Source organism: Achromobacter sp. Bel, from assembly GCF_012928505.1.
Classification (GTDB): domain Bacteria; phylum Pseudomonadota; class Gammaproteobacteria; order Burkholderiales; family Burkholderiaceae_B; genus Achromobacter.
This window is the reverse complement of the sequence record NZ_JABBJN010000088.1, coordinates 1-14,736: the sequence shown is the minus strand read 5'-3', so window position 1 is coordinate 14,736 and position 14,736 is coordinate 1. Positions and strand designations below refer to the sequence as shown.

The following is a 14,736-nucleotide window of genomic DNA, read 5'->3' as shown; positions in this document are numbered from 1 at the left end:
CCCGGAGTGCCTGCTGCGCCCGGAGTGCCTGCTGCGCCCGGAGTGCCTGCTGCGCCCGGAGTGCCTGCTGCGCCCGGCGTGCCTGCTGCGCCCGGAGTGCCTGCCGCGCCCGAGGTACCTGCTGCGCCCGGAGTACCTGCTGCGCCCGGAGTACCTGCTGCGCCCGGAGTGCCTGCCGTGCCCGGAGTGCCTGCCGCGCCTGGCGTGCCCGGAACGCCGGCAGCACCTGCTGCGCCGCCCGCCCCTGCCGCGCCCTGTTGTGCAACGGCCTTGTTCAGGTCGTCCACATTGGTCTGCAGCTGGTTCACACGGCCTTCGACGTCTTTCAGCGCACGCTCCGATGACGTCCTGGCATCGGCTTGCGCTTCTGCCTGTGCCGAGGCGCTGTTCTGCGCCTGGCCAGTGGACAGGCGCACCCGGTCTTGCGTCGGTGCGGCGCTGGCCACGCCGGTGTCGCCCGGGCGGGCGACCGTGCCCGATGCCGCGTCCTGCCCCTTCACCACCGACGGATTGGCGCCAGCGGCCGCGCCGAGCCGAGCGCGGTACTTGGCAAACGCCTCTGCGTGTTCATTGAAGATGCGGCGCGCTTCCGCTGGATCGATCGCCCGGACCGTCGCGGCATCCGGGATATTCAGTTTCTGTCCGGCGCGCACCAGATTCATATTGTTCTGGATGAACGCCTCGGGATTGGCGCGCCACAGCGCAACCAGCATTTGGTAAACCGACGCGTTGGGTACGGCATTGCGCTGGGCTATGGCAAAGAGGTTGTCGCCCGACTTCACGTTGACAGAGCCCGCCGAGCCGGCCGCGCGCGCTGGCGCGCCGACAGCGGCTGGCGTCACATCAGCACCGGTGCCACGCAACGGCACCAGAACGCTGACTTGCACCTGGCGCTGCCCGGAACTGGAACTGATATCCAGCAGCAAATCCACTGCCCCGCTTGCCGGCGGCTGCGTGCCGCGGACGCGCAGATTCTTGCGCGTGGCATCCAAGCCATCCTCGATCCTGACCACCATGCTGGCCAGGGGCACCGGCGGTTTCAGGCCGGCGCGCTGCCAGGCGGCTTCGTCCGCCACCGATACCTTCAGCGAAGCCACTTCGTCGGGCGTCAGTTCCTGCAACCCCACCACGGCCTGCAACGGCGCGCCCGGCACGGAAACGACGCGCGAATGCCCCACGCGCATGGCCAGCGCCGAACTGCACATGCTCGACCCTATCGCCAGGGCGATCGCCCATTGAAGGGTTTTCAAACGGCGGGCATGCTTCACGTGGCGCGAACGCTGGGTCATAAGCTGGAATTCCGTTCTTGTAGTCGAATTACGGGCTAGAGCCCGTTCGCACCCATTAAGTGAGAACAGGCCTCAATTCACCGGAAAAGTGTAATGGATGACGCGCATTTCACAAACCTGAAAGGCGCATTGGCGTTGGCTCGCGGGCACATCCACCACACTGCTTTGACGATTGCATAAACATCAAGGGCACCCACAGGTGCCCTTGATTGCCAAACTGCGGGATCAGGCGCCAAAACGGGGCGCCCGAAACGGCATCAGGCTTCGGCCAGCGCGATGCGCAGCATACGGCGCAGCGGCTCGGCGGCGCCCCACAGCAACTGGTCGCCCACCGTGAAGGCGCCCAGGTACTGCGAACCCATCGACAACTTGCGCAGGCGGCCCACCGGAATATCCAGCGTGCCGGTGACGGCGACCGGGGTCAGTGCGGAAACCGTGGCTTCCTTGGTGTTGGGGATGACCTTGGCCCATTGCGTGCCTTGGGCGATCAGCGATTCGATCTCGTCCAGCGGCACATCGCGCTTGAGCTTGATGGTCAACGCCTGGCTGTGGCAACGCATGGCGCCGATGCGCACGCACAGGCCGTCGATCGGGGTCGGTGCCGTGCCGAAAGCGGCGCCGCGGCCCAGGATCTTGTTGGTCTCGACTTCGCCCTTCCACTCTTCCTTCGACATCCCGTCGCCCAGGTCCTTGTCGATCCAGGGAATCAGGTTGCCGCCCAGCGGCACGCCGAAATGCTCGTGGGGCAGCGCCGGATCCTTTTGCTTGGCCAGCACGCCGCGGTCGATTTCCAGGATGGCCGACGCGGGGTCGTTCAGCAGGGGCTTGACCGCCTGGTTGATTTCACCGAACTGCGTCAGCAGTTCGCGCATGTGCTGCGCGCCGCCGCCGGATGCGGCCTGGTACGTCATGGTGGTCATCCATTCCACCAGATCGTTGTTGAACAGCCCGGCCAGGCCCATCAGCATGCAGCTGACGGTGCAGTTGCCGCCGATGAAGTTGCGCACGCCGCGCTTGAGCGCCGCGTCGATCACCGGGCGGTTGACCGGATCCAGCACGATGATGGCGTCGTCGGCCATGCGCAGGGTGCTGGCGGCATCGATCCAGATGCCGTTCCAGCCCGCGCCGCGCAGCTTCGGGTAGACCTCGGACGTGTAATCGCCGCCTTGCGCCGTCACGATGATCGGCAGTTTTTTCAGAGCGTCAATGTCGTAGGCATTTTGCAACGGGCCTGCGCCTTCGGCCCACGTGGGGGCAGCGCCGCCAGCATTGCTGGTGGAAAAGAACACCGGTTCGATCAGTGCGAAGTCATTCTCGTCGCGCATGCGTTGCATGAGCACCGAGCCGACCATACCGCGCCAGCCGACAAGGCCTACTGCTTGATTCATTTCAATCGCTCTTTAAAGGTGGAGACAAGGTCCGGGTAGGAAAAAAACGTGCAATTCAACAATTTATCAGAATGCACGCATGGATGTTGCGGCGCAACTTGAAAAAATGGGGGCCACAAGGAACAGGGCCGGGTTTCGCAGCGCCGTCGCAACAGCGCAAAAAGGGCCGCCTTGCGGGCGGCCCTTGAAACTGGAGCTGCGCCGCAAGGGCGCGCCCCTTGCCAGGCAAATCAGGCCAGGGCTTTGAGTACCGCGTCGCCCATGCCTGCCGTGCTGACTTTCGTCGTGCCCGTTTCGAAGATGTCTGCCGTGCGCAGGCCGTCGGCCAGCACGCGGCGCACAGCGGCTTCGATGCGGTCGGCTTGCGGCGCCAGGTTCAGCGAATAGCGCAGCAGCATGGCGGCGGACAGGATCGTCGCCAGCGGGTTGGCGATGCCCTTGCCGGCGATATCGGGCGCCGAACCGTGACTGGGTTCGTACAGGCCCTGGCCGCCGGCGTTCAGGGACGCGGACGGCAGCATGCCAATCGAGCCCGTCAGCATGGCGGCTTCGTCCGACAGAATGTCGCCAAACAGGTTGCCCGTGACGATGACGTCGAATTGGCGCGGGTTGCGCACCAGCTGCATGGCCGCGTTGTCGACATACATGTGCGACAGCTCGACGTCCGGGTATTCGCGCGCCACTTCAATGACGATGTCGCGCCAGAACTGCGAGGTTTCCAGCACATTGGCCTTATCGACGCTGCACAGCTTCTTGCTGCGCTTGCGGGCCGATTCGAAGCCGATGCGCGCGATGCGCCGCACTTCCGATTCGGCATAGCGCATCGTGTCGTAGCCTTCGCGTTCGCCCGTGAAGGCGCCGTCGGGCGACGAACGCACGCCGCGCGGCGTGCCGAAATAGATGTCGCCGGTCAGTTCGCGGATGATCAGGATGTCCAGGCCGGACACGATCTCGGGCTTCAGCGACGAAGCGCTGGCCAGCTCGGGATACAGGATGGCTGGGCGCAGGTTGGCGAACAGGCCCAACGCCTTGCGCAGGCCCAGGATGGCCTGCTCCGGACGGAATTCGCGCGGCAGGCTGTCGTACTTCCAGTCGCCGACGGCGCCGAACAGCACGGCGTCCGATTCCTTGGCCAGATTCAGCGTGGCGGGCGGCAGCGGATGTTCGAACTGGTCGAACGCGGCGCCGCCCACGGGGGCCTGCTTGATGTCGAAGGGAACGTCCAGCGCCTTCAGGACGCGCACGGCCTGTTCGACGATTTCCGGGCCGATGCCGTCACCCGGCAAGACTGCGATGTTGTGGCTCATTTAAGAAACGATCCTGTGGTCAGAATGGGGTTCAGGCGATGGGACGGCTTTCCAGCCACGGGTGGCGGGTCAGGCGCTCGGCCTCGAAGGCGCGGATCTTGTCGGCGTGGCGCAAGGTCAGGCCGATGTCGTCAAAGCCGTTAAGCAGGCAGTATTTGCGGAAAGGTTCGATGTCGAAGCCCATCGCGCGACCGTCCGGGGCAATCACGACCTGGCGATCCAGATCGATGTTCAGCTTGTAGCTCGGAAAGGCTTTGACTTCATCGAACAGGCGAGCCACTTCCAATTCCGACAGCACGATCGGCAGCAAGCCGTTCTTGAAGCTGTTGTTGAAGAAGATGTCGGCGTACGACGGCGCGATGATCGCGCGAAAGCCGAACTGCGTCAGCGCCCAGGGCGCGTGTTCGCGGCTGGAGCCACAACCGAAGTTCTTGCGCGCCAGCAGCACCGAAGCGCCCTGGTAACGCGGCTGGTTCAGCACGAAATCCGGATTCAGCGGACGCTTGCTGTTGTCCATGCCGGGTTCGCCGTGATCCAGGTAGCGCAGCTCGTCGAACAGGTTCGGGCCGAAACCCGTGCGCTGGATGGACTTGAGGAATTGCTTGGGGATGATGAGGTCCGTGTCGACGTTTTCGCGGTCGAGCGGAGCCACCAGGCCTTCGTGAGTGGTAAATGCTTGCATGATGTCGGTACTCGGGGCTGATTCGCTTAGCGGAACGTGCGGACGTCGACGAAATGGCCGGCCACGGCAGCGGCGGCTGCCATGGCGGGGCTGACCAGGTGCGTGCGGCCGCCCTGGCCCTGGCGGCCTTCGAAGTTGCGGTTCGACGTGGAGGCGCAACGCTCGCCCGGTTCCAGGCGGTCGGCGTTCATGGCCAGGCACATCGAGCAACCCGGCTCGCGCCATTCGAAGCCGGCTTCGATGAAAATCTTGTCCAGGCCTTCGCGTTCGGCTTGCTGCTTGACCAGGCCGGAACCCGGCACCACCATCGCCTGGCGCACATTCGACGCCACCCGCTTGCCGCGGGCCACGACAGCGGCCGCGCGCAAGTCTTCGATGCGCGAGTTGGTGCACGAACCGATGAAGACGCGATCCACACGAATGTCGGTCAGGGGCGTGTTGGGCTTCAGGCCCATGTATTCCAAGGCGCGTTCCATGCCGCTGCGGCGCACATCGTCCTTTTCGCGGTCGGGATCCGGTACGCGGGAATCCACCGGCAGCACCATTTCGGGCGACGTGCCCCAGGTGACTTGCGGCTTGATGTCGCGCGCGTTGACTTCCACCACGGTGTCGAATTTGGCGCCTTCGTCGGTGTGCAGCGTGCGCCAGTACTTGACCGCCTGATCCCACACCACGCCCATGGGCGCGAAGGGACGGCCGCGGAAGTATTCGACGGTCTTGTCGTCCACCGCCACCATGCCCGACCGCGCGCCGGCTTCGATAGCCATGTTGCAGACCGTCATGCGGCCTTCCACGGACAGGGCGCGGATCGTGCTGCCGGCAAATTCGATGGCGTGGCCGGTACCGCCAGCCGTGCCGATGATGCCGATGATGTGCAGGACCACGTCCTTGGCCGTACAGCCGAAGGGCAATTCGCCCTCCACTTTGATCAGCATGCTCTTGGCTTTCTTCATCAAGAGCGTCTGGGTCGCCAGTACGTGCTCGACTTCGGACGTGCCGATGCCGAAGGCCAGCGCGCCGAGCGCGCCGTGCGTGCTGGTGTGCGAGTCGCCACAGACGACCGTCATGCCGGGCAAGGTTGCGCCCTGCTCGGGTCCGATCACGTGCACGATGCCCTGACGCAGGTCATTCATGCGGAATTCGGTAATGCCGTACTTATCGCAGTTGGTGTCCAGCGTGTCCACCTGCAGGCGCGACACAGGGTCGTCGATGCCCTGGGCGCGGTTCAGCGTCGGGACGTTGTGGTCCGCGACCGCCAGGTTGGCGCCCGTGCGCCACGGCTTGCGCCCGGCGATCGCCAAGCCCTCGAACGCCTGCGGGCTGGTGACTTCGTGCAGCAGGTGGCGATCGATATACAGCAGACAGGTGCCGTCTGATTCCTGGTGGACGATGTGGGCGTCCCAGAGTTTGTCGTAAAGGGTTTGGGCCATGGATGCGCTCTGCAAATAGACAATCCGGCTTGAGCCTCGCGCGGTTGAAAAGCAAATCGCTCCCGCGCCGGCCACTGCGGCATGGAGGAATTATGCACAGGGTCTGAACCTAGTACAACCGCACCACACATACTAGTACCACCACTACCATGTTCGTTACGGAATCTGTCCCCGAGATCAACAATTCGAATCGTCACACACTGTGGAAAATTAATCACAAAGAAAGATTTAGTTAAAGAAAATAGAAACAGAATTATCTAAACGATATAATCCTGTTTCACTATGCATGCCTCGCATTCGAAATAATACGCAATAAAGCGTATTAATGAAAACCACAGCGATCATATATCGTGATGTTCGTGCAAATTCAGTGCTTTTAGGTGATGTTGCGCGAAGAACCCCCATGGCTTTCCTGTTGCACTCAGCAAGACTTAACAAATCTTGACTCGAAAAATATGACATTTGCATACAACATGCCAGCCATTCAATCCAACCTGACTCGCGAATAATCACTATGGCTTCGTTTTTGCTCAAAAGCACGACTTCGATACTTGCCCTGGCCTTTGTTCCCGCTGCATTTGCGCAGACCGCGGCGCCCGCCGCCGCCCCTGCCGCAGGACAATCCGCAGTGACGTTGAACCAGATCGTTGAGCAAACACTGCTTAGCAATCCCGAGATCCAGGCCAAATACCACGATTTCCAGGCATCGCTGGAAGGCCAGGCCGTGGCCCGCGGCGCGTTTTTCCCGCAGATCAATGCGCAGGGCTACGTGGGCCGGGAATACCGCAGCAACGTGCCCGCCGTGGGTTCGCAAAGCTGGAGCCGGCCGGGTTACAACGTCGAACTCCGCCAATTGATTTTTGACGGCTTCCGCACCAGCAATGACGTCAAGCAAGCCGGTTTCGACAAACTGGCGCGCTTCTATGACGTGTTGGCCACCAGCGATTCCACCGCGTTTGCCGCCGTGCAGGCATATATCGATCTGCAGCGCTATCGCGACATGGAATTGCTGGCGCGCCAGAATTACTCCCTGCATGAAGAAACGCTTAAGCAAATCGGCGAACGCACCGAATCGGGCGTCGGCCGCCGCGTCGACCTGGAACAGGCGGGAGGCCGCCTGTCGTTGGCCCAGACCAACTTGATGACGGAAACCGCCAACCTGCTGGATGTGCAGCAACGCTTCCAGCGCGTGACCGGCGCCTTCCCGCCCGAAGCCATGCAGCCGCCGCCCGACGTCGCCAGCAAGCTGCCGGTCAAGCCGGGCGACTTCAATGAATCCCTGCGCCGCAATCCCAGCTTCCTGTCCAAGCAGGCAGGCCTGCAGGCCGCCGAGGCAGGCGTGTCGTCGTCGAAGGGCGCGTTCTCGCCGAAGTTCGAGTTCGTTGCCTCCACCGGCCGCGACCAGAACGACCCCACGCCGCAGACCCGCGATATCCAAAGCTCCAGCGTCCAGGTCGTCATGAGCTACAACCTGTACCGCGGCGGCGCCGATTCCGCTCGCGTCCGCCAGACCGCGGCGCAGTCCTACGCCGCCCGCGACATCCGCGACTACACCTGCCGCAACGTGCAGCAGGACCTGGCCGTGGCCTGGAACAACATCACCAGCCTGAGCCAGAAGCTGCCCTTCCTGCGCGATCACGAAGTCGCCACCACCAAGGTGCGCGACGCCTATCGCCAACAGTTCCAGATTGGCCAGCGTTCGCTGCTGGACTTGCTGGATACCGAAAACGAATTGTTCGAATCGCGCCGCGCATTGACCAACGGCCTGTATGACCTCAAGCTTGCGCAATATCGCTGGCTGGCGCTGTCGCATGCGCTGTTGCCCGCGCTGTCGCTGCAACCCGCGCGCAACGAGATGCCCGAGGAAAACGGCAAGCTGGCGGTAACCGACGAAGTGATCAAGCTTTGCAACTCGACGGTTCCCGACTCTGCCCGCCTGGCACCCGTGCGCGTTCAATACAACGAAGGCACGCTGCCGCCCACGCTCGTGCCGCTGAACGCACCCAACGCCAAGCCCTGACCGGGGTTGGGTCGCAAGGAGGCCATATGACGCCCCAGGGCAACGAATTTTCGCAGTTGGACGCGGACTTTGTCCGTGTTCTGGAAGACCTGATCGACGCCTTGATCGCCAATGGCACCTTGCGCATGACGGACCTGCCAGTCCAGGCACAGCAAAAGCTTTCACAGCGCAAGCAACAACGCGCGCGCCTCTCGGAACACCTCGACCTATTGGATGACGAAGATGGACAAGTTATCTGAAAAGGCAGCTCGGGAATGGCGTGCGGACGCTCGTGCGGCGCATGACGATCCGCTGCTGGATTGCCTGGTCGAGATCACGCGCCTGCATGGCGTGACAGCCACGGCGCAGGCGCTGTCCTCGGGCTTGCCTCTGGAAGAGCACCGCCTGACCCCGGCCCTGCTGCCTCGCGCCGCCGCGCGCGCGCAGTTATCGGCACGCGTGGTCAAGCGCTCGCTCGACAGCATTTCCCAGGACCTGCTGCCCGCCATCCTGCTGCTGCAAGGCGAACGCGCCTGTCTGCTACTGAAGAAGGAAGACGGCAAATATGTCGTCAGCCACCCCGAGTTGGGCGGCAGTTCCGTCGAGATGACGCCCGAAGCGCTCGCCGCGCAGTACACCGGCCTGGTGTGCTTCGTGCGCCCGCAATTCCGATTCGACGCGCGGTCCCCCGAAGTCGCCAAGGTGCGCGAGCGCCATTGGTTCTGGGCCGCCATCATGGAAAACCGCCGCCTTTACCGCGACGCACTGATCGCCGCCCTGCTGATCAATGTCTTCGCCATGGCGATGCCGCTGTTCACCATGAACGTGTACGACCGCGTGGTGCCCAACAACGCCGTCGAGACCCTGTGGGTCCTGGCGATCGGCATCACGCTGGTGGTGATCTTCAACATGATCCTTTCCACCGCGCGTTCGCACGTCGTGGATAGCGCCAGCAAACGGGTCGACGTGCGCCTGTCGGCGCAAATCATGGAACGCGTGCTGGACCTGCGCATGGAGGGCCGCCCGGTGTCGGTCGGGTCCTTTGCGGCGAACCTGCGGTCATTTGAGTCCATCCGCGATTTCATTGCGTCAGCCACCATCACGACGCTGGTCGACCTGCCCTTCATCGTACTGTTCCTGGCCGCCCTGGCCTGGATCTCGCCGTGGATGATCCTGCCGCCGCTGGTGGCGATTGTCTTGATCCTGCTGGTGTCGCTAGCCGCACAGGCGCGCATGGAAGCCTTGACGATGGCATCTTTCCAGGCCAGTTCGCAACGCAATGCGACGCTGGTGGAGGCGCTGACCGGCCTGGAGGCCGTCAAGACCCTGAACGCCCAAGGATCGATCCAGCGCAACTGGGAACGCGCCACCGAATTCATCGCGCAGACCGGCGGCAAGCTCAAGCTGATCTCATCGTCCACGGTGGGCTTCGTCCAGGCCGTGCAGCAACTGGTGTCCATCGCCGTCGTGATCATCGGCGTGTACCAGGCGCAGGAATCCGCCATGTCCATGGGCGGCATCATCGCCGCGTCCATGATCGCGGGCCGTTGCCTGGCGCCGCTGGGCCAGGTGGCCGGCCTGCTGATGCAATACCAGAACGCCCGCACGTCGCTGGGCTCGATCGACAACTATATGAAGCTGCCGATCGAACGCCCCGCCGAGGCCGAATTCCTGCACCGCCCCGTATTCCACGGCGGCCTGGAATTCCGTGACGTCACCTTCACGTACCCCGGCAGCACGCAGCCCGTGCTGAAGAAGGTGTCGTTCAAGCTCAAACCTGGTGAAAAGGTCGGCATCATCGGCCGCATCGGCTCGGGCAAGACCACGCTGGAGAAGCTGGCACTGTCGCTGTACCAGCCCACCGAAGGCGCCGTGCTGCTGGACGGCGTGGACGTGCGCCAGATCGACCCCGCCGACGTGCGCCGCGCGATCGGCCATGTGCCGCAGGACCCGACGCTGTTCTACGGCAGCCTGAAGCACAACCTGGCCATGGGCGCGCCCTATGCCGACGACGCCAGCATCCTGGCCGCGGCCAACCTGGCCGGCGTCACCGATTTCGCCAATCTGCACCCCAACGGGTTCGACATGGTGATCGGCGAGCGCGGCGAATCGCTGTCGGGCGGCCAACGGCAGTCTGTCGCCGTAGCCCGCGCCCTGATCAACGATCCCCCTATCCTGCTGCTGGACGAACCCAGCAGCAATATGGACCACCAGAGCGAAGCCCAGTTGCGCAAGCGGCTAGGCGAGGCCAGCGCCACCAAGACGATCCTGCTGGTCACGCACCGCACTGCGCTGCTGGACCTGGTCGAACGTCTGATCGTGATCGACAACGGTCACATCGTAGCGGACGGCCCCAAGGAGCAGGTTGTCGAAGCACTGCGTCAGGGACGCGTTGGACGCGGGAGTTAAGGGCGCCATGCAGAAAAATCCTGGAGAGACCCAGCAAGGTCTGATCGGAGGCTTGTGGCGCAAACTGCGCAACGTCTTCGTGTTCTTCTTCGACCGGCTGCTGGATGGCGCCGACAAGGGCAAGCTTGAAAAGCGCTCTGATTACGTCGGCAACGCGGAATGGGTGATCCACGAATCACAAGCCCGTAGTTCGCGCATCCTGCTGTGGGTGGCGATGCTGGCCGTGGTGCTGCTGCTGGTCTGGGCGGCCACCGGCAGCATCGATGAAGTCGTCCGGGGCGAAGGCAAAGTCGTGCCGTCGCGCCAGGTGCAGATCATCCAGAGCCTGGACGGCGGTATCGTCGAGGAAATCCTGGTTCGTCCTGGCCAGGAAGTACAGTCTGGCCAGACTTTGCTGAAGATTGATTCCACGCGTTTCGCGTCCTCGTTGGGCGAAAACAATGCGGAATACCTGTCCTTGCTTGCCAAGTCGGCCCGCTTGAAAGCGCTGGCGACGGGCGAACCCTTCATCGCTCCGGAAGAAGTGTTGAAGCAGGCTCCCGGCCTGGCCGAAATGGAGCGCAATGCTTGGCAGGCCCGCAATGCGGAATTGAACGCCACCGTCAATATCGCCCGTGAACAGCTCAAGCAACGGCAGGAAGACCTGCGCGAAACGATCGCCAAGCGCGACCAGGCCTCAGCCAGCTGCGGCCTGACTTCCCGTGAACTGCAGGTGACCCGGCCACTGCTCAAGAGCGGCGCGGTCTCTGAAGTGGACCTGCTGCGCCTGCAGCGCGACGTGGCGCGCTACTGCGGCGAGCAAAAAGGGGCCGAAGCGCAAATCGACCGGTTCCAGGCTTCGATCAAGGAAGCGCAAAGCAAGCTTGAAGAATCCGAACTCAACATTCGCAACGAGGCACGCCGCGAACTGTCGGAAACCAACACCAAACTGTCCACATTGAGCCAGGGCAAGCTGGCTTTGGCCGACCGCGTGAAGCTGGCTGAAGTCCGCGCACCGCTTGCCGGCACCGTCAAGACGCTGTTCAACAACACCGTGGGCGGCGTGGTGCAGCCTGGCAAGGACATCATCGAAATCGTCCCCAAGGACGACACCCTGCTGCTTGAAGTCCGGATCCAGCCGCGCGACATCGGTTTTCTGCATGCCGACCAGAAGGCGGATGTGAAATTCACGGCCTATGACTTCGCCATTTATGGCGGGCTGGAAGGCAAGGTCGAACAGATCGGCGCGGACACCGTAACCGACGAGAAAGGCAATTCCTATTACGTGGTGCGCGTCCGCACGGATCGCAGCACGGTGGGCGACAAGCTATTGCCCATCATCCCCGGGATGGTGGCGGAGGTTCATATCCTGACGGGTAAGCGCACTGTGCTGCAGTACCTGCTCAAACCGATTTTGCGTGCCAAGGCGAACGCCTTTACCGAACGTTGAAGGAGAGCTGGAAGGCTATATGAAACCTGTTCCCGTCTTGTTGATTACGCACGACGACCTGCTGTGGCAACACTGGCGCGCGCTGGATTCCACGCGCTGGCTGGCGGCCCGCGGACGCGGCCTGGCCGACTTGCAGCGCTGGCGCGAGCAAGGCCGCTCGCTGGCCGTGCTGGATGCCGACGTGCCCCGCCTGCCCTCCTGGCAGGATCCCGTCTGGGCGTCGACCCTGGCCGGCATGCACCTGGTCGTGGCCAGCCCCAGCCCCAACGACGAGCAAGGCACGCAGGCGTTAGGCGCGGGCGCCCATGGCTATTGCCACACCCATGCGCCGGCCACGGCGCTGGCGCAGGCACTGGAAGTGGTTGCGTCCGGCGGCATCTGGATGGGCCGTTCCCTGGTGGCCCGCCTGCTTAAATTGGTGACAGAACGCGCCCAGGATTCGCAGTCCTGGGACGGTGGCCTGCTGACCGAACGCGAAACCACCGTTGCGCGGTACGCCGCCAGCGGCCAGGCCAACGCCGCGATCGCCGAAGCGCTGGGCATTACCGAACGCACCGTCAAGGCGCATCTTTCCGCTGTTTTCGAAAAATTGAAGGTGTCCGACCGCCTGCAATTGGCCCTGCTTGTCCACGGCATTTCCGCGCCCGCCGACACGCGGAGCAAAATTACGTCTTGATACTGTCCTTGAGGACAATATCCCGCCCCAGCGGCGACCTCTAGTATCTGGCCATCTTGGATAACTCCCTGAAACGGAACCAACATGGCCAACACTTCCCCCGCAGTCGTCAATGAAATCTCCGGTCGCGCGTGGATACGCAATAGCGACGGTTCTCTGACCGAACTGCATCAAGGCAGCAAAGTCCCCGCCGGCAGCGACATCGTCACTGCCTCGGGCGCCACGGTTTCCCTTCAGGTTGAGAACGGCATGCCGATCGTCATCGGTGAAGGCCGCGAAGTCGCCGTCAATGGCGACATGGGCGGCCCGTTGGCCGACCCCAGCGAAGCCGCGGTGGCTCCGCCCACCGGCACCGATTCCGACCGCCTGCTGGCCGCGCTGCAAGCCGGCCGCGACCCGTTCGACGAACTGGACCCCACCGCCGCTATCGTAGCCGGCGGCGGCGATGCCGGCGGCAGCAGCTTTGTCCGCCTGGCCCGTATCCTGGAGACCACGACGCCCCTGGATCTGGCCTACACCAACCCAGGCCGCGGCGACGACTCCGTGCCCCGCGCCCTGGGCGCCGGCCTGACCGGTGATGGCGACGACGGCGCGACCACGCCGACCGTCACCAACACCGCACCGTCCGCGCTGAACGACACCGGCCGTGGCGACCAGAACACCATCATTCGCGGCAACCTGCTGACCAACGACTCGGATCCCGATGGCGATCCCCTGGCGATCGTCTCCGTCAGCGGCCGTCCGATGACGTCGGGCGGCGTGTCGGTCACTGGCACGAACGGCGGCACGTTCACCGTTCTGCCGGACGGCAGCTATGTCTTCACCCCGGGCACCGGCTTCCAGCATCTGCCGGAAGGCCAGACGGCCACCACCACGATTTCCTACACTGTCACGGACCCCAGCGGCGCGACGTCCACGGCCACCGTCGAAGTGACTGTCGTCGGCGTGAACGACCCGGCGCTCATCACCCCTGCCGGCGCTGACGACGACAAGGGCACGGTCAAGGAAGACACCACCTTCACCACGAACGGCAAGCTCAATGTCGCCGACGTGGACGATGGCGAAGCCCGCTTCGTTGTGCAATCCGGCCAGGCAGGCCAGCACGGCACGTTCTCGATCGATGCCAGCGGCTCGTGGGTCTACAACCTGAACAACAACGACGCCCGCGTACAAGGGCTGGCGGTTGGCGAGACCCTGACCGAGACCTTCACCGTGACGACAGCGGACGGCACGACCGGCACCGTAGTCGTCACCATCCAGGGCACCAACGACGTGCCGACGCTTAGCGGCCAAGCCGCCGGCGCCGTGACCGAAGACACCACGCTTGCCGCCACCGGCAAGCTGGACGTGGCGGACGTCGATACATCCGACACGCACACCTGGACGATCAACAACAACGGCGCCGGCCAATATGGCGCGCTGTCGATCGACGCCAACGGCAACTGGACCTACAACCTGACCAACGGCAACCCGACGGTGCAGGCGCTGGGCGTCGGCGAGTCGCTGACCGAGAAGTTCACCGTTACGGTCAGCGACGGCCACGGCGGCGTCACGACGCAAGAAGTGTCGATCACCATCAACGGCACCAACGACGCGCCGGTCGTCAGCGGCGAGACCACGGGCTCGGTCACCGACGGCGGCACCACCAGCGTGACCGGCCAGCTCGGTCAGACTGACGTGGACGTGAACGACACCCACACGTGGACCGTCGGCAACGGCGGCAAGGGCGACTTCGGCAGCTTCACGGTGGACAACACCGGCAAGTGGACCTACAACCTCGACGACACGAATACGACTGTCAAGGGTTTGAAGAGCGGCGAATCGATCACCGAAACCTTCACGGTCACGGTGGACGACGGCCATGGTGGCGTGACCAGCCAGCAAGTCACCGTCACGATCAACGGCACGGACGACGGCGCCGTCATCAATCCGGCTCAACCGGGCGACGACGCTGGTACGGTCACCGAAGACGTGACGCTGACCGTTGGCGGCAAGCTCAACGTGACGGATCCCGATGCAGGCCAAGCCGTGTTTGTCGCCCAGACGAATGCCGCTGGCCAGCACGGTACGTTCTCCATCGATGCCGACGGCAAGTGGACGTATAACCTCACCAACAACGACCCGGCT

11 protein-coding genes are annotated in these 14,736 nt (G+C 63.6%); 6 read left to right on the top strand and 5 right to left on the bottom strand.

Annotated features, from left to right (window positions below):
- The 5 genes from HG262_RS29455 to leuC all read right to left on the bottom strand — a co-directional run.
- A partial coding sequence (locus HG262_RS29455; protein ID WP_169274372.1) for a FimV/HubP family polar landmark protein occupies positions 1-1,289 on the bottom strand: 1,289 nt, incomplete at its 3' end.
- A 257-nt stretch (positions 1,290-1,546) separates the two neighbouring features.
- Complete coding sequence (gene asd / locus HG262_RS29450) at positions 1,547-2,677, bottom strand: aspartate-semialdehyde dehydrogenase (protein WP_169274371.1); 1,131 nt, start codon at positions 2,675-2,677, stop codon at positions 1,547-1,549.
- Positions 2,678-2,907: 230 nt separating this feature from the next.
- Positions 2,908-3,984 (bottom strand): 3-isopropylmalate dehydrogenase, encoded by a 1,077-nt coding sequence (gene leuB / locus HG262_RS29445; RefSeq protein WP_169274370.1) that lies wholly within the window; start codon positions 3,982-3,984, stop codon positions 2,908-2,910.
- A gap of 31 nt (positions 3,985-4,015) precedes the next feature.
- Positions 4,016-4,666, bottom strand: a complete 651-nt coding sequence (gene leuD / locus HG262_RS29440; RefSeq protein ID WP_169274369.1) for a 3-isopropylmalate dehydratase small subunit — start codon at positions 4,664-4,666, stop codon at positions 4,016-4,018.
- Positions 4,667-4,692: 26 nt separating this feature from the next.
- A complete protein-coding gene (leuC, locus tag HG262_RS29435; RefSeq protein ID WP_105560417.1) occupies positions 4,693-6,096 on the bottom strand; it encodes a 3-isopropylmalate dehydratase large subunit in 1,404 nt (467 codons plus the stop codon).
- Positions 6,097-6,610: 514 nt separating this feature from the next.
- Between leuC and HG262_RS29430 the strand changes: the two genes are divergently transcribed.
- The 6 genes from HG262_RS29430 to HG262_RS29405 all read left to right on the top strand — a co-directional run.
- Complete coding sequence (locus HG262_RS29430) at positions 6,611-8,116, top strand: TolC family outer membrane protein (RefSeq protein WP_169274368.1); 1,506 nt, start codon at positions 6,611-6,613, stop codon at positions 8,114-8,116.
- Between the two features lie 26 nt (positions 8,117-8,142).
- The gene (locus tag HG262_RS29425) at positions 8,143-8,355 is read left to right on the top strand and encodes a hypothetical protein (RefSeq protein ID WP_169274367.1); all 213 of its coding nucleotides are present in this window, start codon (positions 8,143-8,145) and stop codon (positions 8,353-8,355) included.
- A complete protein-coding gene (locus HG262_RS29420) occupies positions 8,330-10,504 on the top strand; it encodes a type I secretion system permease/ATPase (RefSeq protein ID WP_211187829.1) in 2,175 nt (724 codons plus the stop codon). Before HG262_RS29425 ends, HG262_RS29420 begins: the two co-directional genes overlap by 26 nt.
- A gap of 7 nt (positions 10,505-10,511) precedes the next feature.
- Positions 10,512-11,933: an HlyD family type I secretion periplasmic adaptor subunit gene (locus HG262_RS29415; protein ID WP_169274365.1), complete on the top strand. Its 1,422-nt coding sequence runs from the start codon at positions 10,512-10,514 to the stop codon at positions 11,931-11,933.
- A gap of 19 nt (positions 11,934-11,952) precedes the next feature.
- On the top strand, positions 11,953-12,609 hold the full coding sequence (locus HG262_RS29410) for a DNA-binding response regulator (RefSeq protein ID WP_169274364.1): 657 nt from the start codon (positions 11,953-11,955) through the stop codon (positions 12,607-12,609).
- Positions 12,610-12,693: 84 nt separating this feature from the next.
- Positions 12,694-14,736 (top strand): retention module-containing protein (locus HG262_RS29405; RefSeq protein ID WP_169274363.1); only part of this gene is annotated, 2,043 nt, incomplete at its 3' end.